We start from the raw sequence: 23436 nt of genomic DNA, 5'->3' as shown, positions 1-23436 counted from the left end.
GCCTGAGCGGCTCAGGACTCGTCGGCCTTCCGCTCCCCGGCCTCGGGCCGGCCGTCCCGCTGCTCCGCGTCCCGCTGCTCCCCGTCCCGCTGCTCCTCGGCCTTGCGCTCCGCCTCGCGGACCTGCTCGGTGAAGGTGTGCTCGTCGATCCGCTCGACCGACGCCCCGTACTCGGCGGCCAGTTCGTCGGCCGGTCCCGGCGAGGCCTCCCGCACCTCCAGGGCGACCATCGCCCCGCCGTCCGGCACCCGCGGCGACAGCACGATCAGCGCCGCGCCGGCCTCCGTCGCGATGTGCTCCTCCGCCGCGTTGCCCAGCGCCGCACCCGCCGCGAAGCCCAGCAGCACCCCGATCGGCCCGCCGAGCAGCCCCACCAGGCCGCCCACCACCCCCGAGCCGACGGTCGCCACCCCCGCGCCCCGGGTGAAGGTGTCCCGGATCTCCAGCACCCCGTCCGCGCTCCGCTCCAGCGCCGCCGCCATCCGCAGCCCCGGCAGGTGCTGGGCACCGTCGAAGGCGGAGCGCCACGAGGTGGTGTCCGGAAAGGTCAGCAGGACCAGGTTGTGCTGCTCGCTCATCGCACTCCGATCGGGGTGGGGTCGCTCGGGACTCCATCGTGGCCCTCGGCGCGGGGCGCTGCCACAGGAGCCGGGGTTCAAACCAGGGCCCCGGTTCACCTGGGCGCAACCGGCCGTTTTTCGGCCACCTGCGGAGCCGTGTCGGGCCGCCCTGGGCCGTACCGGGCCGCCCGAACGGCCGGACGGCGGGGCCGGACCCGGTCCGGCCTGGTGGAACGGGGGCGCGGCGGCTACCGGGGCGTTGGTTCGATCCTGACCGAAACACGTACCGCCGAGGCGCATGCCCCTGGTGTGACGGGTGGGGCGCTGTCAGGATCCCGGACCGGCACACCCGTGCCAGACCCGAACGCTTGCAGGAGGCATCATGCAGCCCACAGCTGAGCAGGTTCGCGCACTGAAGGACGAGGACTTCCGGCTCACCCTCGGTCAGGGCGGGTCGGTCCACCCGGCCGGAGAGCCGGCCGACGAGCTCTACGTGACCGCCGCGGTGCTGAACAGCACCTGCGACGGCTGGTCCAGCTGCGGGCGCGTCTGCAGCTTCTGAGACCGGGGTCCGGCGCCGTCCCCGGCCACGGTCGTACGGCCGGCCGGGGTCCGCGCCGGACCCGCCCCGGGCGTCAGTGCAGACGAGTACCAGCACACGAGTACCAGCAGACGAGTGCCAGCAGAGAGGCAGCACCACCCCGTGGTCGACGCGTCCGAACTCCTGCGGGCGGCTGCCCGAGCCGTTCCGCTGAACGCCCGCGGCCGGGCGCGGGCGCCGGAAGGGTTCGACCCGTCGCCGGCCGGCGACGCCGAGCCCGCCGACCGTGCCGAGCAATCCGACCGTGCCGAGCGCGCCGCCCGCGCCGAGCGCGCCGCCCGCGCCGCCCGGAAGCTGGAGCGCTGGCAGGCCCAGGCGCCGTTCGACCGGGCCGGCTGGTTCGCGCACCGCCTCGCCGCCGACGGCCTCGACCCCGAAGCCCTGCGCGCCCTGCTCGCCGAGCCCCCCGAGGCGCTCGCCGCCCGCCTCGGGACGCCCCCGTGGGCCGAGCGGCTGGCCGCCGCCTTCGACCGGGCGGCCGCCCTGGACGTCCCCGAAGAACACGAGTTCGCCGGGCTCGTCGCCCCGCTGCTCGCCGATGCCCGTGACCGCCTGTGCGCCGGCCTCGCCGCCCTGGACGCCCCCGCCCTCGGCACCCCCGAGGAACTGGCCGCGCTCGCCCTCCCCGCGCTCACCGCCACCGCCCACGGGATGGCGACCCGGACCGTCATCACCGAACTCCACGTCGCCCGCCTCACCGGCGAATCGACCGGCGGCACCCCCGAACTGCGCTACCGGGACTTCCTCGGCCGGCTCACCCGGCCCGAGCGGGCGCTGCGACTCCTCGCCGAGTACCCGGTCCTGGCCTTCCGCCTGACCACCGCCGCCGAGCAGTGGACGAGTACCACCCTCACCCTGTTCCGCCGCCTCGCCGCCGACCTCCCCGCCCTCGCCCGCACCTTCGCCGACGGCCGCCCGCTCGGCCGGCTCACCGAACTCGCCACCGGCCTCGGCGACCCGCACCGCGGCGGCGCCACGGTCAGCTCCCTGCGCTTCGAGCACGGTGTCCGGATCGTCTACAAGCCGCGACCGCTCGGTGCCGAGACCCACTTCCAGCAGCTCCTCCACTGGCTCAACCCGCAACTGCGGCTGCCGCTGCGCGACCTGACCCACCTGGCCGCCGACGGCTACGGCTGGGTCGCCCACCTCACCGCCGAACCGGCCAGGGACGACGCCGAGTTGCGCGACTTCTACCACCGCGCCGGCGCCCTCGCCGCGCTGATGTACGTGCTCGACGCGGTCGACTGCCACGCCCAGAACCTGCTCGCCGTCCGGGACCAGCCGGTGCTCATCGACCTGGAGGCGATCCTCCACCCCGACCTGCGCGAGCCCGCCAAGGACCTCTCCGAGTCCGAGCGGCTCGCCCGCCACCAGGCCCGGCACTCGGTACTTCGCTCGGGCCTGCTCCCCGAGCGGATGTGGGACGAGGGCAACGGCGGCGCCGACATCTCCGCCCTCGGCTGGGACCCGGGCAGCCTCCCGCCCCGCCCGCTGCCCGTCCTGGTCGGCCAGGGCACGGACGAACTCCGGCTGGAGTACCGTCGGTTGCCCGTCGAAGCCCCCGGCAGCCGACCCGTACCGGCCGACCGGCCGCTGCGACTCGCCGACCACCTGGCGGAGTTGACGGCCGGCTTCACCGAGGCCTACCGGCTGCTCGCCGCCGACAAGCCGCAACTCCGGTCACTGATCGGCGCGTTCGCGGCCGACGAGACCCGCCTGCTGCGCCGCGACACCTTCGAGTACCGCAGTCTGCTCAACACCGCCTGCCACCCCGACGCCCTGGGCGACGCCCTCGACCAGGACCGCCACCTCGACCGGCTCTGGGCGCTCGTCGGCTGGGAGGAGCAGGCCCTCGACTTCGTCGAGCACGAGCGCGCCGACCTGTGGCGCGGCGACGTACCCGTCTTCACCATCCGCCCGGACGGCGTCGACGCCCGCTCGGCCACCGGCGCGCTCGTCCCCGGCGTCACCGAGCGGCCGGCCCTCGACCTGGCGCTCGCCAAGGCGGACGGCCTCGGCGAGGAGGACCTCGCCCGCCAACTCCAGCTGCTCAGGCTCTCGGTGACCACGGCCGACGGGGTGCGCGAGCCCGGCCGGGCCGTCGCCACCACCCGACCCCAGGCGCCCGCCGAGCCGGCCGGGAGCCTGGCCGCCCGCGCCCTCGCCCAGGCCGTGGACGCTGGTGAGCAGCTGCTCCGCGAGGCCTACCGGGGCGCCGCCGACCTCGCCTGGGCCGGCCCCAACTGGGCCCCGCCCGGCCGCTGGGCCCCCGCCGAACTCGGCCCGGACCTGTACAGCGGCACCGCGGGCATCGTCCTCTTCCTCCACCAGCTCGCCCAGGTCACCGGCGACCGTTCGCACCACGAGGCCGCCCGGGCCGCCGAACTGACGCTCCGTCAGCAGATCCGGCGCCGGGCCGACCGGCTTGGCGGCGGCCTGGCCGGCACCGGCGGGGTGCTGTACGCGCTCGCCCACCTCGCCGCCGACCACCCGGACCCGGAACTCGACGCGCTCGGCAGCCTGGTCCTCGACCGCATCGCCGCCACCGCCGCCGAGGACACCCAGTACGACGTCCTCGCCGGGAACGCCGGCACCATCGGCGGCCTGCTCGCCTGGGAGGCCGTCCGCCCGGGGCCCGCCGTCACCGACGCGCTGGCGGTCTGCGCCGAACGCCTCGTCCGGGCCGCCGGCCCGCACCCCGAGGGCGGCACCGGCTGGCTCCCCGCCGCCCTGGCGGAGACCGCCGGCCGCCCCCTCGCGGGCTTCGCCCACGGCGGCTCCGGCATCGCCTGGGCCCTGGCCCGCGCCGGGCACCGCCTGGGCGACCCGCGGCTGCCCCACCTCGCCCTCGCCGCCGTGGAGTACGAGCGCACCCTGTTCGACCCCACCGCCGCCAACTGGCGCGACGTCCGCGAGGACGGCGGCCCCGACGGCCCGAGCCACCCCGCCCTCTGGTGCCACGGCGCCGCGGGCATCGCCCTGGCCCGCACCGCGCTCGCCCCGCTGCTGCCCGAACGGCGCGACGCACTCCTGGCCGAACGCGACACCGCGCTCGACACCGTCCTCCGGGACGGCTTCGGCCACAACTCCTCGCTCTGCCACGGCGATCTCGGCAACCTGGAGGCCCTCCACCAGGCCGGCGACCGCTGGCGGGCCACCACCGAGCGGCAGGCCCACGCCACCCTGGACGCTCTGGAGACCCAGGGCCGGCGCTGCGGACTGCCGAACGGGCTCCACAGCCCCTCCCTGATGGTCGGCCTCGCCGGCATCGGCCACGGCCTGCTCCGCCTCGCCGCCCCCGACACCACCCCCGCCGTCCTCACCCTCGAACCCCCGACCATCTGACCCCCGGCGCCCCCGGCCCTCCCTGCCCTGCCCGCCCTGTCCCGGCGGGCGGTGGAACACCGCGTCCCTGGCCCCGCGGTCCGCTCCTCCGATCGTCGGATCGCCTGCCGGGCAGCTGTCCGGAGGCCCGCCCGCAATCGAACATCGCGGACCGATCCGGTGATCGACATCCACCAACTCGCCGTCGCCGACACAGAATCGCCCGGATCGGGTGAGACCGGCCGGGACACGCCGGGCGGCCCCGCCGACCGCTGCCAGGATCGGGGTCCGCACCGGCAGCCCGCCCCTCGCAGAGTGCCCACCGGCACCGCTGCCGACCCACCACGCCCACCCGGCGATGAGGGCTGCCCGCGTGCGGACCCACCCGTGGCCGCAGGCCGCCGTACCAGGGAGGAACCCGGTGTCGGAGCAGCTCGTGAAACCCGAGAAACCCCAACCCGACCAGCCGCACGACCAGCCGCACGACCAGCAACCCGAGGAGCACGACGAGGAACTGCGCCTGCGGTTCCCCGGCGACCGCCGCGCCGAGGCCGGCGCCTCGATGTCGGCGAGCGCGATGCTGCGCCGCCTGCCGCACCTGGTGCGCCGGGCGCTGGCGCTGGCCTGGGCGGCGGACCGCGCGTCCACCGTGCTACTGCTGGTCTGCCAGGCGCTGGCCGGGGTGTTCGGCGCGCTGGCGTTGTACGCCACCACCGGCACCCTGGGCGCCCTGCTGGTCGTCGGCCCGGTGACCGAGCACCTGCGCACCGCCGCGCCGTCGCTGCTCCTGCTGACCGTCTCGGCCGGACTGCGCGCCGTCCTGGGCATCGCGGTGGTGGCCCTGTCCGGCCGGGTGTCGCCGCGGATCACCAGGGAGGCGGAGCTGGCGCTGATCGCCGCCGGGTGCGCCGCCGAGCTGAAGGCGTACGACGAACCCGCGTACAACGAGCAGTGGGAGGCCGCCGACCGGGGCGCCTCGACCACGCCCGACCTGCTCTCCAACGCCCAGGACGTGATCGCCTCCACCGTCTCGCTGGCCGCCGCCGCGGGCGTGCTGGCGACGCTCCACCCCTGGCTGGTGCCGCTGCTGCTGCTCGGCTCGGTGCCGACCGCCGTCGGCGCCGTCCGCACCGCCCGGATCCACTACCTGGCCGCGGTGAGCACCAACGAGGACCGCGGCGCACTGCGCGTCTACCGGTGGTTCCTGATCGACAAGACCCGTGCCGACCAGGTCCGTTCGGACCAGGTCACACCCTTCCTGATGGCCAAGTACCGCCGCGCCGAGGCCAAGATCGTCGCCGCCACCGACCGGGCCACCCGGGAGGCCGCCAAGGTGTCGCTGCTGGCCGCGCTCGGCACCGGCGCCGGCACCGCGCTGATCTGGGGCACCCTGCTGTTCCTGGTCGGCAGCGGCCGGATCGACCTCGCCGCCGCCGGCACCGCCACCTTCGCGCTGCGCACCGCCGCCTCCGGGCTGCACGGCCTGGTCGGCAACGGCGCCCGGCTGTACCGGATGGGCCTCTACCTGGACGACTACTTCACCTTCCTGGACGAGGCCGGCGGCCACCGCATCGCCCGCGGCGGGCTCGTCCCGGACGCGCCGCGGTCGGTCGAGGTGACCGAGCTGAGCCACGCCTACCCGGGCGAGCAGCAGGAGCCCGCGCTGCGCGGCGTCAGCCTGACCCTGCGGGCGGGTGAGGTGGTGGCGGTGATCGGGCAGAACGGCAGCGGGAAGTCCACCCTGCTGAAGCTGCTGTCCGGCCTGTACCTGCCGCAGTCCGGCCGGATCACCTGGGACGGCGTGCCGGTCGAGGAACTGGACGCGGACGGCATGTGGTCCCGGGTCGCCCGGGTGCCGCAGGAGTTCGCCCGCTGGCCGCTCGGCGCCGCCGAGAACGTCCACCTGGGCCACCTCACCGACCGGCTGATGGCGGACGTGGAGCAGGCCGCGGCCCGGACCGGCTTCGACGAGACCGTGGCCCGGCTGCGCTCGGGCTGGCGCACCCTGCTCGCCCAGGGCTGGTGGGGCGGCGCCGAGCTGTCCGGCGGCGGCTGGCAGCGTGCGGCCGTCGCCCGGGCGCTCTACCGCACCGTGCGCAGCCCCGGGTTGCTGATCCTGGACGAGCCCACCTCGGACCTCGACCCGCGCGCCGAGCACCGCATCCTGCACGCCCTGCGCGGCCTCGCGCCGGGCCGGATCACCCTGCTGGTGACCCACAACATCGCCAACGCGGCGGTCGCGGACCGGGTGATCGTGATGGACCGGGGCAGCATCGTGCAGACCGGCACCTGGGCCGAACTCGCCGCCCGCCCCGACGGGTTGTTCCGCGAACTGCTCGACCTCCAGCGCGACCGCACCGTCCCGGCCCAGCGGCCGGCCGGGGACTGACCGGGTGATCCCGCCGGGCGGACGGCGCCCACCGTCCGCCCGGCCGGGGTCAGGAAACCGGGTGAGACTCCGGGCAGGATGGACGACCATGGCCGGATGGGTATCGACGGGGGGCCCGACGAGGGCGGGGACGCGGACGACCGACTGCTGCGCGGTCTGGTCGGCGAAGTGTGGGTCGACGTCTACCGGTTCGGGGACATGGGGGTGGTCGACTTCGGCGGGACGGTCTCCTGGCCGCTGGGCGACTCCGGGGAGGTGTCGACGGGCAGCAGGTTCGCGGTGCACGCCCAGTGCCCGTTCCGGATCGTCCAGTGCGGGGAGGTCTACCTCGGCTCCGGGGACCTGGTGCCGGCCGGACAGGACCCGGTGCCGGCCGGGAGCGGCGACCGCCTCGCCTACGACATCGGCGCCGACGCGCTGCGGGAGTTCCTGGCGCGGGAGTCGCCCCGGGTGCTGGCGGTCGAGCGGGCGCCGGAGGGCGACCTGCGGATCACCCTGGAGCACGAGCTGAGGATCGACGTGCTGCCGACGAGTTCGAAGGTCGAGGAGTCCTGGCGGTGCTTCGAACGGCTCGGCGAGCAGGTGGTCTTCCCGTCAGCCGACTGACCGGTTCCGGCCGACGGCCCGCAGCCGCCGCCAGGTGCGGCCGACGCTCCCCCCGGCGGGGGCGTCCGCCTCCCAGCTCCGGGCCGTCCCGGCGAAGGTCTCCGGGCGCGCCGCCACGACGGGCTCCGCCTGGCCGGCCCGGGCGGCGCGCAGCAGGTCCGCGGGGGTGACGGCGGCGAGCCGGGCCCGGGCGTGGTCGAGCAGGGCGGCGCAGGCGTCGGCGATCGCGGGCTCGCCGAGCGGGCGGGTCGGCGCTTCCAGCCCTTCGGCGAGCAGCCGCTCCAGGGCGGTGCGCAGTTCCGGCAGCGAGAGGTCGCGGACGGTCAGCGAGAGGTGGCCGGAGAGTCCGCCGGCGCCGACCGCGCGGTGGGCGAAGGCGCGGGGGACGTAGAGCACGTCGCCGGGTTCGAGGACGGTGTGCAGGCGCTGCGCCGAGTGTTCGTGGTCGGGGAGTTCGCCGAGCGACCACTCCGCCGCGGCGGGCGCGTCGTGGACGTACCAGGTCTTGCGTCCGGTGACCTGGAGGACGAACACGTCGGCGTCGTCGCGGTGCACGGCGAGGCCCTGGCCGCCGGCCGGGGTGAGGAAGAAGAAGGCCTCCACCCGGCGGTCGAGTTCCTCGGACAGCCGGGCCACCAGCTCGCCGGTGGGGCCGTGCCACTGGTCGACGCGGCGCAGCAGCAGGGTGGCCCCGGTGCGCAGCAGGGCGAGCACCTTGGCGCGGTCGGCGTAGCCGTGGTGGGTGGTGCCGTTGATCGTCCGGGGGGTGGTGAAGGCCTCGGGCGGGATGACCACCTTGTCGGAGCGCACCAGCTCCAGGTAGGGGGTGCGCAGCAGCCCGCCGTCGAAGGCGGCGTCCAGCGCGTCGAGGTCGAACGGCGAGACGGGCCGCCCCGGGGTGTAGACGGCGGGCTCGCGCTGCCACCGCCGGTCGGCGAAGCCGTCGAGGTCGCCGACCCAGCCGGCGAGGGTGGGGGATTCCATGGGGCGTCCAGGGATTGTCGGGAGGGGCGGGGCCGATCAGCGGCCGACGGCGGCCTCGAACCGCACCGAGAGCAGGGAACGCATCGGCACGGGCGCGTCCTGCCGGGGGCCGCGGATGGTGAGCCCGTGGTCGAGGGCGACGGTCAGCAGGCGTTCGGCCAGCGGCACGACCAGGTGTTTGGCCCAGCAGCGGGCACCGTCGAAGCCGAACGGCATGAACCCGGGGGTCTTCTCCGGGTCGGCGACCGACGTCCACCGCTGGGGCCGGAAGTCCAGGGGGTCCGACCAGTAGTCCGGGTGGCGGTGCATCAGCAGCGGGAGCAGGGCGATGTTGTCCTCGGGCCGGATCTCCGGGTGCAGTCCGGTGTACGCCGGCCCGCCGTTGCGGTAGAGCATCCAGGCGGGCGGGAGCAGCCGGAGGGTCTCCCAGAGGGTGGCGGTGAGGTCGGTCCGGGGTGTGCCGGTCGCCCGCATGAGCCACAGGGCGTTGCCGGCCAGGGCGGCCACGCCGTCGCACAGGGTGGCGGAGGCCCGCCGGTACATGGCGACGGCCTGCCTGCGGTCCAGTGGGTCGGCGGCCCCGCGGATCAGCCCGGCCATCGCCGTGGTGGGCCGGCCGTCCGGGCTCCCGGTGCCCGGCCGGGCGGTGACGGCGTGGTCGACCAGGCGGGAGAGCGTGTCGGAGCGGGTGATGCCGCGCTTCGCCAGCAGGGAGATGGGCAGCGGGTCGGAGCCGAAGAGCCACCGGCGCAGGTACGAGGTGGGCGCGTACGGCCAGGCGCCGGCGAGGGCGTGCGCCGGGGGCGGCGGCGTCCTGATGCCCGCCATGACGTCCTGGCCGAGTGCGCGGATGGTGCGGGTCGCGCTGTCGTGGGGGATGTCGGCTCCGGCGGCGGGCTTGTAGACCGAGCGCTCCGTCTGGAGCACCGGGCGGGCCGCGACGATTTCCGCCATCAGGGCGGCGTCCGAAACGCCGACCGTGGCGGCTTCGGCGCGGAACACCTTGGTGTCCCGGGCCAGCAGGTCCTGAATTCGCGGGGCGAAGACGACGGAATGTCCGCGGACGGTGTCCGGTGCCATTTCTTGCACGAGAATCACGTCTCCGTGGGAATAGCGATGAAATGCGGCGCCGGTGGGGCGGGGGCCAGGCCACCGCCCCACCGGGCGTGGTGCATCAGATGCGGTGCATCAGATGACGTGCAGGACCCACGCGTTGTTGGCGAGGTCCTCGTTGCGCTGGAACTTCTTCACGATCGCCTTGATCATCTTCATGGCTGTCCCCTTTCCGGGATTCCGGGTGCGGCGAATGGGTGTCGGCCGCACCGTCGGCGGGGTCCGGCTTTCCGGTCTGGAAGGCCGAACGCTTCAACTGACTCAGGACCTTAACCGAAAGAAGGCGTTCCTGATACCCCTTCGATCACTGGAGTTCGATTTCCAGGCACGGTTGGCCGCCAATTCGAATGGCGAATCGTTATAACCTTTTCCGGTGGGGGCATTTCCACCGGCCTTTACCAGCGAATTTTTCGAAGTCTTTACCGGAGCCCTCGGGGTGCCCCGGCCGGGGCGCCGGACCGGACCGGCCGGCCGGTGGGGGACGATGGCAGGCATGGAGCTGAGGATCGAGGCCACCGACCTGCCCGGCCGCGCGTGCGGGGCTGGGCAGGGCTTCCCGGGGTACCGGGACATCCACGTCGCCGTCCAGCGCCGGGGCCGCCCGGCCGAACTGCTGGATCCGCAGCCCGGGGACGCGCCCCGGGCGCGGTGGTCGCTGGAGTGCGCGGCGAAGCCGCTGTCCGAGGGCGGGGCGGACGTCACCGGGCGCTACGTCCAGGGCGGCCCGGGCGGGCGGTTCGTCTACCTGAACTGGGTGACGCCGGACGGTGACGCCTGGTCGCTGTTCCGCCGGGCGAAGCTGCTGCTGGCCGCGGTGGACGACGAGGTCCTGGAGCGGGCGGTCGCCACCGGCCTGCTGGTCGCCCGCCTCGGCCTCACCGACGCCAAGGGCCACCCGCTGTGCGCCGCCGTCCGCCCGCCCCGGGTCACCTGGTCGGCGACGGCCTGACCGCACGACGGCCTGACCGCACGGGGGCCTGAACGGACGGGGACGGCCGGAACCTACGGCGAAGGGCCCTAACCTACGGCGAAGGGCCGGAACGCACGACGGAGGGCCCCGCGCGGACGCGGGACCCTCCGGTGGCTGCGGGAGCGGTCAGTTGTACGTGGTGGTGACGGCCGTCCGTGCCGCCCGCCGTCCGTGCCCTCCCGCCGTCCGTGGCGATCCGTCAGGCTGCCGATCGCGCCCGGGGTGTGAGTGCCGCGAACTCCAGCGGCGCCGAAGGGTCCACCGAGACGTCCGCCGGCGCAGGTTCGGCCCCCGAGCGGACCAGCAGGTCGCCGATCGCCGCGACCATCGCGCCGTTGTCCGTGCACAGCCGCAGCGGCGGCACCCGCAGGGTGATGCCCGCCGCGGCGCAGCGCTGCTCGGCGAGCGCCCGGACCCGGGAGTTGGCGGCGACCCCGCCGACCACCACCAGGGTGTCGATGCCGTGGTCGGTGCAGGCCCGCACCGCCTTGCGGGTGAGCACGTCCGCGATCGCCTCCTGGAGCGCGGCGGCCGCGTCCGGGACGTGCGGCTCGGCGCCGGCCGCGCGCTGCGCCTCGACCCAGCGGGCGGCGGCGGTCTTGAGGCCGGAGAAGGAGAACGCGTACGGGTCGTCCCGCGGCCCGGTCAGCGGACGCGGCAGTCGGACGGCCGTCGGGTCGCCGTCGCGGGCCGCGCGGTCGACGGCCGGACCGCCGGGGTAGGGCAGTCCGAGGATCCGGGCGGCCTTGTCGAAGCACTCGCCGGCCGCGTCGTCCAGGGTGTCGCCGAGGTGGACGATCGGGTCCCGGGCGAGGTCGCGGACCAGCAGCAGCGAGGTGTGCCCGCCGGAGACGATCAGCACGACGCACGGGTTCGGCAGCGGCCCGCCGTCGAGGGTCGCGGCGGCGACGTGCCCGGCCAGGTGGTGCACCCCGTACAGCGGGACGCCGAGCGAGAAGGAGTACGCCTTGGCGGCGGCCACCCCGACCTGGAGGGCGCCGGCCAGCCCGGGGCCGGTGGTGACGGCGACCGCGCCGATGTCGCCGAGGGTCAGTCCGGCCCGGTCCAGGGCCTCCCGCACCACCGGGGCCAGCGCGTGGACGTGCGCCCGGGCGGCGATCTCCGGCACCACCCCGCCGTAGCGGGCGTGCTCGTCCATCGAGGAGGCCACCGCCTGTCCGAGCAGCACGCCGTCCCGGACCAGGCCCGCGCCGGTCTCGTCGCAGGAGGACTCGATGCCCAGCACCACCCGAGGCGCCCCTGTCATGGTCACTCACCCTCCTCAGTCATTACATGTTTGAGTGACCATTGTGCCCGACGGAATGTGAGGGATAAGCAGGAGCCCATGCTGCGCTCCTGCAAGTCATACGCAATAGTGTTGTCCCGGCACGATCGTCATCGCTCAACCCGCCGAAAGGGGCCGTGTCCTGATGGGCACCTACAACCTTCCCGACCTGCCGTACGACTACTCCGCGCTCGAGCGGGCCATGTCCGCCGAGATCCTGGAGCTGCACCACTCCAAGCACCACGCCGCGTACGTCAAGGGCGCGAACGACACCCTGGAGCAGCTCGCCGAGGCGCGCGACAAGGAGCAGTTCGGCGGCCTGGTCGGCCTGCAGAAGACCTTCGCCTTCCACCTCTCCGGCCACGTGCTGCACTCGCTGTTCTGGCAGAACCTCTCCCCGGAGGGCGGCGACCGCCCCGAGGGCGAGCTGGCCGACGCCATCACCGAGCACTTCGGCAGCTTCGAGGCCTTCAAGAAGCAGCTCACCAGCGCCACCACCGGCGTCCAGGGCTCCGGTTGGGGCATCCTCTCCTGGGAGCCGCTCGGGCAGCGCCTGATCGTCGAGCAGGTCTACGACCACCACGGCAACGTCGGCCAGAACACCACTCCGCTGCTGGCCTTCGACGCCTGGGAGCACGCGTACTACCTGCAGTACCGCAACGTCCGCCCGGACTACGTCACCCGTCTGTGGGACGTCGTCAACTGGCAGGACGTCTCCTCCCGCTTCGCCGCCGTCAAGGGCGCCTGAGCGCGGACCGAGCAGGAGGGTCCCGGGCCGGTCGGGCGGTCCGGGGCCTTCCCCGTTGCTCCCACCGGGGTTGCCCGGGTTTCCACCGCGCCTGCCCGTCACGGCCGTTGACACCGGTCACAGCCGCCACACCGAACCGAAGGCTCGACGCCACCCGTTGTTCGCCCGCGACGGACGCGCGCTCGCTATGCTCGGTCGACCGTCGGCTCCCGCCGGCTCCCGGCGGCCGACCGGCCGACCGGCCGTCCGCTCCTGAGCGAAAGGTCGTCCGATGGCTCCGCGCCTGTCCGTGGTGGTCCCGATCTACAACGTCGAGCGCTACCTCGGGGAGTGCCTGGACTCGATCGCGGCCCAGACCTTCGAGGACTTCGAGTGCGTCATGGTCGACGACGGCTCGACCGACGACGGTCCCGTCCTCGCCAAGGCCTACGCCGCGCGCGACCCGCGCTTCCGGCTGGTCCAGCAGGAGAACAAGGGCCTCGGCGCCGCCCGCAACACCGGCTGGCGCCACCTCGCCCCCGGCACCGAGTACCTGACCTTCGTCGACAGCGACGACACCCTGCCGCCGCACGCCTACCAGCTGATGATCAGCACGCTCGACCAGACCGGCTCCGACTTCGCCACCGGCAACGCGATGCGCCTGCGCACCACCGGCCTCACCCCCTCGCACGCCCACCGCCGCCCGTTCCGCGAGACCCGGCTGCGCACCCACGTCAGCGAACTGCCCGCCCTGGTCACCGACCGCACCGCCTGGAACAAGGTCTACCGGCGCTCCTTCTTCGACGACGCCGGCATCCGCTACCCCGAGGGCCTGCTCTACGAGGACGCTCCGGTCAGCGTCCCCCACCACTTCCTCGCCACCCGGGTCGACGTCCTCTCCGAGCCCATCTACCACTGGCGGGTCCGCGAGGACGGCAACCTGTCCATCACCCAGAAGAAGACCGACCCGCGCGGCCTGATCGACCGGGTCCGCTCGATGGAACTCGTCCGCGAGTGGCTGCTCGCCCGCCCCGAACCGCTCTTCACCGAGCAGTACCTGCGCGCCTACGACCGGAACTGCCTGACCGAAGAGATCCCGATGTTCTTCTGGTCCATCCCGGACGGCGACCGCAACTACTGGGAGGTCTACCAGCGGCACGTCAGCCGCCTCCTGCACGCCATCGGCCCCGAGCGGATCGCCGGCCTCAACGCCCAGCTCCGGCTCAAGTACCGGCTCACCCTGACCGACGCGATGAACCGCTTCATCGCCGTCCAGCGCCTCCACCGCGCCGTCCGCCGCACCCGCCAGGCCGCCCAGGCCGCGCGCCGCCGCTGACCTCGACGGGGTCGCTGTCGGCCTCGTCGGGGCCGCTCCCTCGACGGGGCCGCCGCTCAGCCGTCTGCGGGTGAGGTGAGGTGAGGTGAGCGGGCGGACCAGGTTGGCGGGTTGCACCGGTCCAGTGCGACCCTCCTGGCATGAGCCTCGATGACAACGACCACTGGCAGCGCTGGACAGTGAGGTTGCTGGCCGTCCTGGCAGCTGATCCTTCCGATCAGCTGGCCTGGGCCGGCGAGCACCGAGTGACCACCGCCGCCGTCGCGGACGACGTCGAGTTCGTCCTGCGGCTGGCCGAGGGCATGGTCGAGCGGGGAACCCTCGATCCGGACGCCCTCCATGACCTCAGGACCATCGACCGACTGCTCGGCGAGACGGACGCCCGCAGTGGTGCCGGCCCGTGGGCCGACGCGCTGGCCGCCGACGTGGTCTGGAGCGAGGTGCGGACTGCGGCCCGCCGGATCCTCACCGCCAGGCCGGGCGAACGGCGGCTCCCGCTGCCACGCCGTGTGCTGCCGCGACACATCCACGACTGAGCACGTTCACCCGCACGCCGCCAGCCGTTCCGGGCGCCGTCCGGTGCGGCGCGAACTCACCGCCGCCGGCGCATCGGGGTGAAGCGGACGGGAGTGCCGGGGGCGGCCTGGGCGGCGGCGGGGAGGGCGGCGGCGGGAATGACGCCGATGACGGGGTAGCCGCCGGTGGTGGGGTGGTCGGCGAGGAAGACCACCGGGCGGCCGTCGGGCGGCACCTGGACCGCTCCCAGGACCATGCCCTCGCTGGGGAGTTCACCTTCACGGGCGCGCTCCAGGGGCGGGCCGTCCAGGCGCAGGCCGATCCGGTTGCTGGTGGGGGAGACGCGGTAGCCGGAGCCGGTCAGGACGGCGAGGGAGCGGGCGGTGAACCAGTCGTCGCGCGGGCCGAGCAGCACCGGCAGGAGCAGCGGGTCCGGCGGCGCGGGCGTCGGCAGCGCGTCCGCTCCGACGGGCGGGCCGGCCGGCTCGCCGAGCGGCAGCGCGTCCCCGGGGGCCACCGGAGCGGGGCCCAGCCCCGAGAGCAGATCGGTCGAGCGGCTGCCGAGGACCGGCGTGGCGGCGATCCCGCCCGCGAAGGCGACGTAGCTGCGCACACCCCGCGTCGCGGGGCCCACCTCCAGCAGCGCCCCGGCGGGCAGCCGCACCGGGGCGCCCCAGGCGGCGGGCCGCCCGTCGACCCGCACGGCGCACGGCGCGCCGAGCACGGCCACCGTCACCGCGCGGCCCACGCGCACCGCGCAGCCGAGCACGGTGGTCTCCAGGGTGGCCGCCGTCGCGGGGTTGCCGACCAGGCGGTTGGCGAGCCGGTGGGCGGGCTGGTCGAGCGCGCCGGAGCGCGGCACGCCCAGGTGCGCGTGCCCGGGCCGGCCGAGGTCCTGGACGGTCGTCAGCAGGCCGGCACTGGTGATGGTGACGGTCATGTTTCCTCGATCACGCTTCCTGGGTCGGGCTCCTGCGGCCATGCTCCCGCAGTCAGGCTTCCTCGATCACGAACCGGACCCGGGTCCCCGGGCTGAACAGGGCCGCGGGTTCCCGGGACGGGTCCCACAGCACGGCGTCGGTGCGCCCGATCAGCTGCCACCCGCCCGGGGACGAGCGGGGGTAGGCGCCGGTGTACGGGCCGGCGAGGGCGATCGACCCGGCCGGAACGGCGGGGCGGGGGACGGCCCGCCGGGGCACCCGGTAGCGCTCGGACAGGCCGGTCAGGTAGCCGAAGCCGGGGGCGAAGCCGCTGAACGCGACGCGGAACTCGGTCGCGGAGTGGATCCGCGCGACCTCCTCCTCGGCGACCCCCCACAGCGCGGCGACCTCCGCGACGTCGGCGCCGTCGTAGCGCACCGGGATGGTCACGGTCTCCGCGGCGCCCGCCCGCGGCGGCGGCACGCGCCAGCCGGCCAGCTCGGCGGCCAGGGCGGCGGGATCGGCCACGCCGTCGAGCAGCACGGTCCGCTCGGCGGGCACGACCTCGGTGACGGGCGGGAGTTCGGACGCCGCGCGGCGGCGCTGGAGTTCGGCGTGGAAGGCGGTCGCCTCCTCGGCGCCGGCCAACTCGACCAGGAGCGCGTCGAGGCCGACCCGCAGGACCCGCATCTCCATCCCGTCGGTCCGGTGCGTCCCGGCCCGCTTCGTCTGCTCGGCCCGCTCGGCCCGCTTCGTCGGCTCGGTCCGTTCGGCCCGCCTCGTCTGCTCGGCCCGCGCGGTCGGCTCCGCTCGCGCGGTCGGATCGGCGCTCACGCGAACGCCTCCACGCGGACTCCGGCCGCCCACAAGGCCGTTCGCACCCGACGGGCGAGGTCCGCGGCCCCCGGGGTGTCGCCGTGCACGCACAGCGAACGAGCCCGTAGTCGGATCCGGTCGCCCGTGCGGGCGGTGACCTCGCCGTCCCGGGCGATGGCGACCGAGCGGTGGACGACGGCGTCCGGGTCGTGGACGACGGCGTCGGGCTCGCGGCGGGGGACGAGTGTGCCGTGCGGGGTGTACGCGCGGTCGGCGAAGGCCTCGGCGACCACCGGCAGCCCGGCCCGCGCGGCCGCCGCGTGCAGCTGTGAACCGGGCAGCCCGAGTACGGACAGGGCGCGTTCCCGCGCCCCCGCGGCCAGGCGGACGCCGCGGACCACCGCCTCCGCCTGCTCCTCGTCGTGCACCGCCCGGTTGTACAGCGCGCCGTGCGGTTTGACGTATGCCACGTGTGCGCCGGCTGCCCGCGCGAACACCTCCAACGCCCCGATCTGGTAGGCGACTTCGTCCGCCAGCTCGTCGGGCGGGACGTCCATCGCCCGCCGCCCGAACCCGGCGAGGTCCCGGTAGGAGACGTGCGCGCCGATCCGCACGCCGCGTTCCGCGGCCAGCTCGCACACCCGTCGCATGGTGGTCGGGTCCCCGGCGTGGAAGCCGCAGGCGACGTTGGCGCTGGTGACCACCGACAGCAGGGCATCGTCATCGGTGAGCGTCCAGCGGCCGAAGCCCTCGCCGAGGTCGGCGTTGAGGTCGACGACCGGTACGGGAGCGCCCTCGGGCGGGGTCATCTCGTGCCGTCCGCCATCGGGCCGTCCGCCGCGAAGCCGTCCGCCGCGAAGCGATCCGTCACGGTGCCGTACGTCATCGGGCGGTCCACTACGGTGCCGTCCGCCGCGAAGCCGTCCGCCATCGGGCGGTCCGTCACGGTGCCGTGTGCCATCGCGCCGTCCGCCAACCGGCCGTCCGTCATCGCACGGACGATCACCGCGCGCGCGTCGTCCAGGTACCTGGTCAGCTCCACCACGGCGTCGTCGATCTCGCCCGTCTCCAGCAGCCCGGTGAGCGTCTGGTTGCGGCGCAGGAACGGTGCGTGGAGCCCGCGCGCCGACGGGACGGCGGCGAAGGCCAGGCGCAGTTCGGCCATCAGGCGGGCCATGCACTCGTCGATCCGCCGGCTGCCGGCGATCCCCGCGACGGCCTGGTGGAAGTGCAGGTCGGCGGTGCCGACGGTGACCCAGTCGCCGGCCGCCTCGGCGGCCTCCGCGTGGTCCAGGGCGGTCCGTACGGCGGCCAGCCGCTCGGGTGCGGCGCCGTGCAGGGCGCGCACGCCGGCGGTCTCCAGGGCGAGGCGCAGCGTGTAGATGTCTGCGACGTCCGCCGGTTCGAGGATCCGGACGAACACGCCCCGGTTCAGCTCGTGGACGACCAGCCGTTGGTCGGCGAGCAGCCGGAACGCCTCGCGGAGCGTGTTGCGCGAGACGGCGAGTGCTTCTCCGAGCGCCTCCTCCGACAGCCGGGTGCCGGGGGCGAGCAGGCCCTCGGTGATGTGGTCGCGCAGCACCTCGGCCACGCGTTGGGCGGCGCTGGCGCGGTCGAGTCGGCCCCGGTCGGCCGCGAGCGCGTCGAAAACTCCAGTCACGTTCCACCTCCTGAACTCTTGTCGGATTGTTCCACAATCCCCTAGCCTCGCGGCAACCCCCGCACGGTCGCGGCCCACCCGGACGCGACCGCCTCCGCCCATGGCGCCCGAGACGGTCAGCCAGCGGCGGAGGCCCGTCCGAAAGGCGGCCAGGAACACATGATCGTTCTTGTCGGCATCCTCGTCGTGGTGGCCGGGTTCGCCACCCGGCGGAATCCGCTCCTCGTCGTCGGCGCCGCCGGCGTCCTCACCGGACTGCTGGGCGGGATGAGCCCGTTGAAGGTCCTGGAGGCCTTCGGCACCGGCTTCGCCTCCAGCCGCTCGGTGACCCTCTTCGCGATCACCCTGCCGGTGATCGGCCTGCTGGAGCGCCACGGCCTCCAGGAACAGGCCCGCACCCTGATGAACAAGTTCGCCAAGGCCAGCGCCGGACGCGTGCTCGCGGTCTACCTGGTGGTCCGCCAACTCACCGCCGCCTTCGGCCTCACCAGCCTCGGCGGACCGGCCCAGGCGGTGCGCCCGATGGTCGCGCCGATGGCCGAGGCCGCCGCCGAGCGCCGCCACGGCACCCTGACCGACAAGGCCCGCGAACGGGTGCGCTCCTTCGCCGCGAGCGCCGACAACGTCGGCCTGTTCTTCGGCGAGGACTGCTTCCTCGCCGTCGGCTCGATCCTCCTGATCACCGGCTTCGTCGACGCGACCTACCACACCGACCTGGAGCCGGTGCAGCTCGCCCTGTGGGCCATCCCCACCGCGGTCTGCGCCACCCTCATCCACGGCGCGCGCCTGCTGCGCCTGGACCACGCCCTCGCCCGGGACCTGCCCGCAGCGGCCGCCACCGAGGCGACCACCGAGGCGACCACCGAGGCGACCACCGCCGACCGCATCGAGGAGACCACCAAGTGATCAAGGTCGAGTGGCTGTACTGGCTGGTCGGAGCCGTCTTCCTCGCGATGGCGGCGCAGATGGCCGTGGACCGCGGCAACCCCAGGCGCCACGGCAGCGCCGCCTTCTGGGGCCTGCTCGGGGCGAGCTTCGTCTACGGCTCATGGGTCGCCGACAAGAGCGCGCCCGCCGCGCCGCTGGGCGTCGCCGTCCTGGCGATGATCTGTCTGGCCGGCTTCGGCTTCACCGGCCGCGGCACGTCCACGGCCGCCGCCCCCGAGCGGCGGGCCGCCTCCGCCGCGCGCCTCGGCAGCCGGCTGTTCATCCCGGCGCTGGCACTCCCGCTGGTCGCGCTCGCCTGCGGAACGCTCCTCAAGGGCGTGCACCTGGGCGGCGGCGTGCTGCTCCAGACCGGCAGCGAGACGCTCCTCGGGCTCGGCATCGGCTCACTCGTCGCCCTGGGCCTGGCACTGCTGCTCACCCGCGAGCGCAACCCCACCGTCGCCCTGCGCTCCGGCCGCGGACTGCTGGAGGCCATGGGCTGGGCCCTGCTGCTGCCCCAACTCCTCGCCGTCCTGGGCTCGATCTTCCAGAGCGCCGGCGTCGGCACCCAAGTCGGCAGGATCACCACCCACTTCCTGCCGGACGGCAGCAAGTACGCGGCGGTGGCGCTCTACTGCGTGGGCATGGCCCTGTTCACGATCATCATGGGCAACGCCTTCGCTGCCTTCCCGGTGATGACCGCCGCGATCGGCTGGCCGGTCCTGATCACCCAACTGCACGGCAGCCCGGGCGTGGTGCTGGCCGTGGGCATGCTGGCCGGCTTCTGCGGCACGCTGGTCACGCCGATGGCGGCCAACTTCAACCTCGTCCCGGCGGCGCTGCTCGAACTCAAGGACCAGTACGGGCCGATCAAGGCCCAACTCCCCACCGCCGGCGCCCTGCTGGTCTGCAACATCGCCATCATGTCGTTCTTCGCGTTCTGACGAGTCCCTCTTCCGGCTTTCAGAAAGGCCGCCCCATGACCAGGGTCCTGCTCACCGGTTTCGAACCGTTCGACGGCGCCGACGTCAACCCGTCCTGGGAGGTCGCCCGCCTGGTCGCCGACAGCCCGCCTGAGGGGCTCCTGGTCACCGCCACCCGGCTGAGCTGCGTCTTCGGGCAGGCGGCCGAGGAACTGCGCACGGCGATCGCGGAGTGCGCCCCCGACCTGGTGGTCTGCCTCGGCCAGGCGGCCGGCCGGCCGGACGTCACCGTCGAACGCGTCGCCGTCAACATCGACGACGCCCGCATCCCCGACAACGCGGGCCGGCAACCGGTCGACCGGCCCGTCGTCCCCGGCGGTCCCGCGGCCTACTTCGCCACCCTGCCCGTCAAGGCGTGCGTGGCCGCCGTCCGGGAGGCCGGCGTGCCCGCCTCCCTGTCGCACACTGCCGGGACGTTCGTCTGCAACCACGTCTTCTACGCCCTGATGCACCTGCTCGCCACCGAACACCCCACCACCCGAGGCGGATTCGTCCACATCCCGGCCTTGCCCGAGCAGGTCCTCGACGGCTCCAAGCCCTCCCTGCCGGCCCCCTCCGTCGCCCACGCCGTGCGCGCCCTGCTCACCGCCGCCGCGACCCGCACCGCCGACCTCCGCGTCCCGGAGGGGGCGACCCACTGACGGGCGGGGCCGCCCCGGCGGACCGGCGGCTCAGGCGTCGAGCACCTGGCCGGCGCGCTTGACGACCGGCTCCTGCGCCGACCACGGGAACTCGATCCAGTCGTCGGTCCGCTTCCACACGTACTCGCACTTCACCAGGGAGTGCGACTTCTCGTAGATCACGGCGGACCGGACCTCGGCGACATGGCTCAGGCAGAAGTCGTGCACCAGCTTCAGCGTCTTGCCCGTGTCGGCGACGTCGTCGGTGATCAGGACCTTCTTGTCGGTGAAGTCGATCGCCGAGGGGACGGGCGCCAGCATCACGGGCATCTCGAGGGTGGTGCCCACACCCGTGTAGAACTCGACGTTCACCAGGTGGATGTTCTTGCAGTCCAGCGCATACGCCAGCCCGCCCGCCACGAACACGCCGCCACGGGCGATGCTCAGGACGAGGTCGGGCTCGAAGCCGTCGTCGGCGATCGTCTGCGCCAGTTCGCGCACCGCCCGGCCGAAGGTCTGGTAATCCAGGATCTCTCGCACATCAGTCACGCCGTTCAGTCTCCTGGAGACTCGGCCGAGCGGCGAATCCGGCCCCGGGGCGGCCGCTGCGCTCCAGCCGCGCAGCACGGCGTGGACCGTCGTCCCGAACTCGGCCATTCGGCCCCATGGAACGGCCTCGACGACCACAACGGCAGGGCCGCCGGGGTCACCGGGGCGCCCGGCCTCCTCCGACCCGATCGCGGCCACCCCACACGGTCACGTGCACGGCTGCCACGGGTCATCTTCCCGAAGTCGATAAGCATCAACTCCCCTGAGATCAGGGCCTGTCCGGCGGATCTCGCCGGACAGGCCCCTGGTTCCGGGGAGGGCTCAGCGCTTGAGCGTGAAGGTGAAGTCGCCGGAGAGCTTGCCGCTCAGCCGGACCGCCGAAACGATCTCGCCCTCCGTGACCAGTCTCTCGACCTCGGCCCGCGAAAGACCGCACCCTTCAGCGATCAGTCGCACCGGCCGGACGGGAATCCGCGCCGCGAATCGGACCGAGACGTCGATCACCTCGCGGTCCAGGTGATCCGATCCGCCGGTGTCGAGGCGCCAGGCGTTGTCCCAGTCGAGGGCGATGCGATTGCGGCGCCGCAGGACGGGATCCTGGAGCAGCTCAGCCGCCAGGTCAGGGTCGTTGTCATGCATCCGGTCCAGCAGCTCAGGTCGTACGGAGCGCACGTTCACCCGCTCCAGGACCGTGAGCTTTGCCGTGTCCCCGCAAACGGTGCACAGCACGAGGAGCCAGGCGTCGAGGAGCTTGTGGTTTGCGTTGACGCGGAATTTGCCGTTCGCCCGGAAACGGTCGGACGCGCACGTGGGGCAACGGCGGAGAACGGCAGGCAGGCAGGTGGGCACGACCACCCAGTCATTGAGCACAGAAGTACACCGATTTCAGTGAGAAGTCCGCAGCAAAAAGCAGCGCGGCGCACAGGCGCGACGCGCGACAGATCAGCACTCGGGAGGTCTCACAGGGTGTACAACGGAACGTCCTTGCCTAGACGACGTGACTCGGCAGCACGGTAATGGCGCACAGCGGCGCCGCTCCACTGGTTTTCGAGCGCCTCACCGCCAGGTTCTGCCCGGCGGACCATGGGCGGAGCCAGAGCCAGAGCCAGAGCCGGATCGCCGGGACCGTGGCGGTGCCGTGGAAACCCTAGGCGATCTTGTCGAACCTCTCGGGGGCCACGTCATGGCCGAGGTAACGGGAGACGGCCTGGAGCAGACCGCACACGGCGGTCTGCTCCAGGTCGGGCTGGTGTGTGGTCACTTGCTCTTGTCGCCGTCCTTGCCGTGCTTGCCGGCGGACTTCGCGGTCTACTGCTCGGGGCCTCGTAGAACGCGTCGCCGGGAAGCTGCAGACGACTGCTCATCTGCCACCGACCCACCCTGACGCCGGTCCCCATTGGTCATCCCAAGGGCCATGAATGCGCGGGATCGTCGAGCCAGGCCCATTGGCCCTCGGACGTCACGGTGAGCCCGAGGCGGTCGGGCCCGGGGCGGTTGTTGTCGAGCCACCAGCGGTGCGCGGCTTCGACCTCGTCCCAGAGCTGACGCGGGCCGTGCTGCCAGACGGTGTACTGCTCGGTGTCGTCGCTGCCGTCCCAGTCGACGGCGGCCCACGAGCCGCCGTCGGTCGTGGCCACCCAGAGGCGGGTCTTGACGTCGTCGACGTCCGGGTCGTGGTCCCAGGCGTACCAGAGGTCACCGAGGCGGTGGCCCAGGGCGAACTGGGTCGCGATCGGAGAGTCGGCGACCGCCCACGGGTCGAGGGTGGTGGTGGACTCGGTGGGGACGTGGTCGTCCATGACCACGTCCCGGAACAGGAAGAGGTCGCGGCGCTGGGTGCGCATCAGCATGAAGGCGCTGTCAGGGGTGTAGCGGCCGGTGGCGGTTCCGTCCTCGCCGACGGTGAGGCGGAGCAGGCCGCCGCAGATCCACGGATTCTCCCAGGGGGTGAGCACCACTCCACCGGGCCGGGTCTGCTCGATCCAGGCATAGGGCAACTGTTTCACCGAGCAGGTGGCCACCACCCGGTCGTACGGCGCCTGGGCACGCCAGCCGAGGCCTCCGTCGCCGCAGACGACGGTAGGAGAGTAGCCGGCAGCCTTGAGATTGGACCGGGCGAGTCCGGCCACGGTGGGGTCGATCTCGACCGTGGTCACGTTGACGTCGCCCAGCCGGTGCGAGAGGAGCGCGGCGTTGTACCCGGTGCCGGCGCCGATCTCCAGGATCCGCATTCCCGGTGCGAGGTTGAGGAGTTCGAGCATCCGGAAGACGATCGAGGGGGCGGAGGCGGAGGAGGACGGCGAGGCGTCGGAGGGGTCCTCCGGCTCCTGCCCATCGTTGACCTGGGTTACGACCGGTACGTCCCCGTAGGCCGCAGCGAACCAGCGTTCGGGCTCGTGCTGGCGATCGCACGGTGTGAAGGCCTCGTCGTCGTCGGAGAGCCAGATCAGGTCCGGCAGGAACCGGTGGCGGGGGGGGGGGGGGGGGGGGGGGGGTGGGGGTGGGGGGGGGGGGGGGGGAGGGGGGGGGGGGGAGGAGGGCCAGAGAAGG

At 73.9% G+C, this 23436-nt stretch carries 22 protein-coding genes; 11 read left to right on the top strand and 11 right to left on the bottom strand.

What is annotated here, in order from left to right; translation table 11 throughout:
- Nucleotides 1-11: 11 nt before the first annotated feature.
- Nucleotides 12-578, bottom strand: coding sequence for a hypothetical protein (locus tag ACZ47G_RS07215; protein WP_465740458.1), 567 nt, complete (start codon nucleotides 576-578; stop codon nucleotides 12-14).
- Between the two features lie 364 nt (nucleotides 579-942).
- Between ACZ47G_RS07215 and ACZ47G_RS07210 the strand changes: the two genes are divergently transcribed.
- The 4 genes from ACZ47G_RS07210 to ACZ47G_RS07195 all read left to right on the top strand — a co-directional run bounded on the left by ACZ47G_RS07210 (nucleotide 943) and on the right by ACZ47G_RS07195 (nucleotide 7480).
- Nucleotides 943-1122 carry a hypothetical protein gene (locus tag ACZ47G_RS07210; protein ID WP_380459662.1) on the top strand — a complete coding sequence of 60 codons (180 nt, stop codon included), beginning with the start codon at nucleotides 943-945 and terminating at the stop codon, nucleotides 1120-1122.
- Nucleotides 1123-1236: 114 nt separating this feature from the next.
- Nucleotides 1237-4506 (top strand): type 2 lanthipeptide synthetase LanM family protein, encoded by a 3270-nt coding sequence (locus ACZ47G_RS07205; RefSeq protein WP_465740457.1) that lies wholly within the window; start codon nucleotides 1237-1239, stop codon nucleotides 4504-4506.
- A gap of 400 nt (nucleotides 4507-4906) precedes the next feature.
- A complete protein-coding gene (locus ACZ47G_RS07200; RefSeq protein WP_465740456.1) occupies nucleotides 4907-6874 on the top strand; it encodes an ATP-binding cassette domain-containing protein in 1968 nt (655 codons plus the stop codon).
- A gap of 96 nt (nucleotides 6875-6970) precedes the next feature.
- Entirely contained in the window at nucleotides 6971-7480 is a 510-nt protein-coding gene (locus ACZ47G_RS07195; RefSeq protein WP_465740455.1) for a hypothetical protein, read from the top strand.
- Here ACZ47G_RS07195 and ACZ47G_RS07190 read toward each other — a convergent pair.
- The gene (locus ACZ47G_RS07190) at nucleotides 7469-8464 is read right to left on the bottom strand and encodes a JmjC domain-containing protein (protein ID WP_465740454.1); all 996 of its coding nucleotides are present in this window, start codon (nucleotides 8462-8464) and stop codon (nucleotides 7469-7471) included. The two genes, ACZ47G_RS07195 and ACZ47G_RS07190, sit on opposite strands and share 12 nt — an antisense overlap.
- Before the next feature lie 36 nt (nucleotides 8465-8500).
- A complete protein-coding gene (locus ACZ47G_RS07185; protein WP_465740453.1) occupies nucleotides 8501-9544 on the bottom strand; it encodes a cytochrome P450 in 1044 nt (347 codons plus the stop codon).
- A gap of 526 nt (nucleotides 9545-10070) precedes the next feature.
- On the opposite strand from ACZ47G_RS07185, the gene ACZ47G_RS07180 reads away from it, so the two are divergent.
- Nucleotides 10071-10526 carry a DUF5990 family protein gene (locus ACZ47G_RS07180; protein ID WP_465740452.1) on the top strand — a complete coding sequence of 152 codons (456 nt, stop codon included), beginning with the start codon at nucleotides 10071-10073 and terminating at the stop codon, nucleotides 10524-10526.
- Nucleotides 10527-10746: 220 nt separating this feature from the next.
- Here the strand turns inward: ACZ47G_RS07180 and tsaD are convergent, their stop codons facing one another.
- On the bottom strand, nucleotides 10747-11814 hold the full coding sequence (gene tsaD / locus ACZ47G_RS07175) for a tRNA (adenosine(37)-N6)-threonylcarbamoyltransferase complex transferase subunit TsaD (RefSeq protein ID WP_465740451.1): 1068 nt from the start codon (nucleotides 11812-11814) through the stop codon (nucleotides 10747-10749).
- Between the two features lie 163 nt (nucleotides 11815-11977).
- Between tsaD and ACZ47G_RS07170 the strand changes: the two genes are divergently transcribed.
- The 3 genes from ACZ47G_RS07170 to ACZ47G_RS07160 all read left to right on the top strand — a co-directional run bounded on the left by ACZ47G_RS07170 (nucleotide 11978) and on the right by ACZ47G_RS07160 (nucleotide 14431).
- Nucleotides 11978-12580 carry a superoxide dismutase gene (locus ACZ47G_RS07170; protein WP_465740450.1) on the top strand — a complete coding sequence of 201 codons (603 nt, stop codon included), beginning with the start codon at nucleotides 11978-11980 and terminating at the stop codon, nucleotides 12578-12580.
- Nucleotides 12581-12851: 271 nt separating this feature from the next.
- Complete coding sequence (locus tag ACZ47G_RS07165; protein WP_465740449.1) at nucleotides 12852-13895, top strand: glycosyltransferase family 2 protein; 1044 nt, start codon at nucleotides 12852-12854, stop codon at nucleotides 13893-13895.
- Nucleotides 13896-14035: 140 nt separating this feature from the next.
- On the top strand, nucleotides 14036-14431 hold the full coding sequence (locus ACZ47G_RS07160; protein WP_465740448.1) for a hypothetical protein: 396 nt from the start codon (nucleotides 14036-14038) through the stop codon (nucleotides 14429-14431).
- Nucleotides 14432-14487: 56 nt separating this feature from the next.
- On the opposite strand, the gene ACZ47G_RS07155 is transcribed toward ACZ47G_RS07160, so the two are convergent.
- The 4 genes from ACZ47G_RS07155 to ACZ47G_RS07140 form a co-directional block, all read right to left on the bottom strand.
- A complete protein-coding gene (locus tag ACZ47G_RS07155) occupies nucleotides 14488-15351 on the bottom strand; it encodes a 5-oxoprolinase subunit C family protein (protein ID WP_465740447.1) in 864 nt (287 codons plus the stop codon).
- Nucleotides 15352-15403: 52 nt separating this feature from the next.
- Nucleotides 15404-16021: a 5-oxoprolinase subunit B family protein gene (locus tag ACZ47G_RS07150; protein ID WP_465740566.1), complete on the bottom strand. Its 618-nt coding sequence runs from the start codon at nucleotides 16019-16021 to the stop codon at nucleotides 15404-15406.
- Nucleotides 16022-16161: 140 nt separating this feature from the next.
- Complete coding sequence (locus ACZ47G_RS07145) at nucleotides 16162-16956, bottom strand: LamB/YcsF family protein (RefSeq protein WP_465740446.1); 795 nt, start codon at nucleotides 16954-16956, stop codon at nucleotides 16162-16164.
- Complete coding sequence (locus tag ACZ47G_RS07140) at nucleotides 16953-17807, bottom strand: GntR family transcriptional regulator (protein WP_465740445.1); 855 nt, start codon at nucleotides 17805-17807, stop codon at nucleotides 16953-16955. Before ACZ47G_RS07140 ends, ACZ47G_RS07145 begins: the two co-directional genes overlap by 4 nt.
- Nucleotides 17808-17966: 159 nt before the next feature.
- On the opposite strand from ACZ47G_RS07140, the gene ACZ47G_RS07135 reads away from it, so the two are divergent.
- The 3 genes from ACZ47G_RS07135 to pcp are packed head-to-tail and all read left to right on the top strand — an operon-like array spanning nucleotide 17967 to nucleotide 20358.
- The gene (locus ACZ47G_RS07135; protein ID WP_465740444.1) at nucleotides 17967-18713 is read left to right on the top strand and encodes a DUF969 domain-containing protein; all 747 of its coding nucleotides are present in this window, start codon (nucleotides 17967-17969) and stop codon (nucleotides 18711-18713) included.
- On the top strand, nucleotides 18710-19678 hold the full coding sequence (locus ACZ47G_RS07130; RefSeq protein WP_465740443.1) for a DUF979 domain-containing protein: 969 nt from the start codon (nucleotides 18710-18712) through the stop codon (nucleotides 19676-19678). The genes ACZ47G_RS07135 and ACZ47G_RS07130 overlap by 4 nt, the downstream gene beginning before the upstream one ends.
- A gap of 35 nt (nucleotides 19679-19713) precedes the next feature.
- Nucleotides 19714-20358, top strand: a complete 645-nt coding sequence (pcp, locus tag ACZ47G_RS07125) for a pyroglutamyl-peptidase I (RefSeq protein WP_465740442.1) — start codon at nucleotides 19714-19716, stop codon at nucleotides 20356-20358.
- A gap of 30 nt (nucleotides 20359-20388) precedes the next feature.
- On the opposite strand, the gene ACZ47G_RS07120 is transcribed toward pcp, so the two are convergent.
- From ACZ47G_RS07120 to ACZ47G_RS07110, 3 genes are all read right to left on the bottom strand, one after another.
- A complete protein-coding gene (locus ACZ47G_RS07120) occupies nucleotides 20389-20886 on the bottom strand; it encodes a phosphoribosyltransferase (protein WP_465740441.1) in 498 nt (165 codons plus the stop codon).
- A gap of 321 nt (nucleotides 20887-21207) precedes the next feature.
- Nucleotides 21208-21756 (bottom strand): DUF1062 domain-containing protein, encoded by a 549-nt coding sequence (locus ACZ47G_RS07115; RefSeq protein ID WP_465740440.1) that lies wholly within the window; start codon nucleotides 21754-21756, stop codon nucleotides 21208-21210.
- Between the two features lie 530 nt (nucleotides 21757-22286).
- Complete coding sequence (locus tag ACZ47G_RS07110; RefSeq protein WP_465740565.1) at nucleotides 22287-23333, bottom strand: methyltransferase domain-containing protein; 1047 nt, start codon at nucleotides 23331-23333, stop codon at nucleotides 22287-22289.
- Nucleotides 23334-23436 lie beyond the last annotated feature (103 nt).

This window comes from Kitasatospora sp. NPDC030952 (genome assembly GCF_055571335.1).
The sequence above is the reverse complement of the archived record's forward strand: the minus strand, read 5'-3'. Positions and strand labels throughout refer to the sequence as shown.

Excerpts from the sequence above, each read along its gene's own strand:
- ACZ47G_RS07215 (WP_465740458.1), bottom strand. The coding sequence starts at position 578 with ATGAGCGAGCAGCACAACCTGGTCCTGCTGACCTTTCCGGACACCACC.
- ACZ47G_RS07210 (WP_380459662.1), top strand. The coding sequence starts at position 943 with ATGCAGCCCACAGCTGAGCAGGTTCGCGCACTGAAGGACGAGGACTTC.
- ACZ47G_RS07195 (WP_465740455.1), top strand. The coding sequence starts at position 6,971 with ATGGGTATCGACGGGGGGCCCGACGAGGGCGGGGACGCGGACGACCGA.
- ACZ47G_RS07190 (WP_465740454.1), bottom strand. The coding sequence starts at position 8,464 with ATGGAATCCCCCACCCTCGCCGGCTGGGTCGGCGACCTCGACGGCTTC.
- ACZ47G_RS07185 (WP_465740453.1), bottom strand. The coding sequence starts at position 9,544 with ATGGCACCGGACACCGTCCGCGGACATTCCGTCGTCTTCGCCCCGCGA.
- ACZ47G_RS07180 (WP_465740452.1), top strand. The coding sequence starts at position 10,071 with ATGGAGCTGAGGATCGAGGCCACCGACCTGCCCGGCCGCGCGTGCGGG.
- tsaD (WP_465740451.1), bottom strand. The coding sequence starts at position 11,814 with ATGACAGGGGCGCCTCGGGTGGTGCTGGGCATCGAGTCCTCCTGCGAC.
- ACZ47G_RS07170 (WP_465740450.1), top strand. The coding sequence starts at position 11,978 with ATGGGCACCTACAACCTTCCCGACCTGCCGTACGACTACTCCGCGCTC.
- ACZ47G_RS07165 (WP_465740449.1), top strand. The coding sequence starts at position 12,852 with ATGGCTCCGCGCCTGTCCGTGGTGGTCCCGATCTACAACGTCGAGCGC.
- ACZ47G_RS07160 (WP_465740448.1), top strand. The coding sequence starts at position 14,036 with ATGAGCCTCGATGACAACGACCACTGGCAGCGCTGGACAGTGAGGTTG.
- ACZ47G_RS07155 (WP_465740447.1), bottom strand. The coding sequence starts at position 15,351 with ATGACCGTCACCATCACCAGTGCCGGCCTGCTGACGACCGTCCAGGAC.
- ACZ47G_RS07150 (WP_465740566.1), bottom strand. The coding sequence starts at position 16,021 with ATGCGGGTCCTGCGGGTCGGCCTCGACGCGCTCCTGGTCGAGTTGGCC.
- ACZ47G_RS07145 (WP_465740446.1), bottom strand. The coding sequence starts at position 16,956 with ATGACCCCGCCCGAGGGCGCTCCCGTACCGGTCGTCGACCTCAACGCC.
- ACZ47G_RS07135 (WP_465740444.1), top strand. The coding sequence starts at position 17,967 with ATGATCGTTCTTGTCGGCATCCTCGTCGTGGTGGCCGGGTTCGCCACC.
- pcp (WP_465740442.1), top strand. The coding sequence starts at position 19,714 with ATGACCAGGGTCCTGCTCACCGGTTTCGAACCGTTCGACGGCGCCGAC.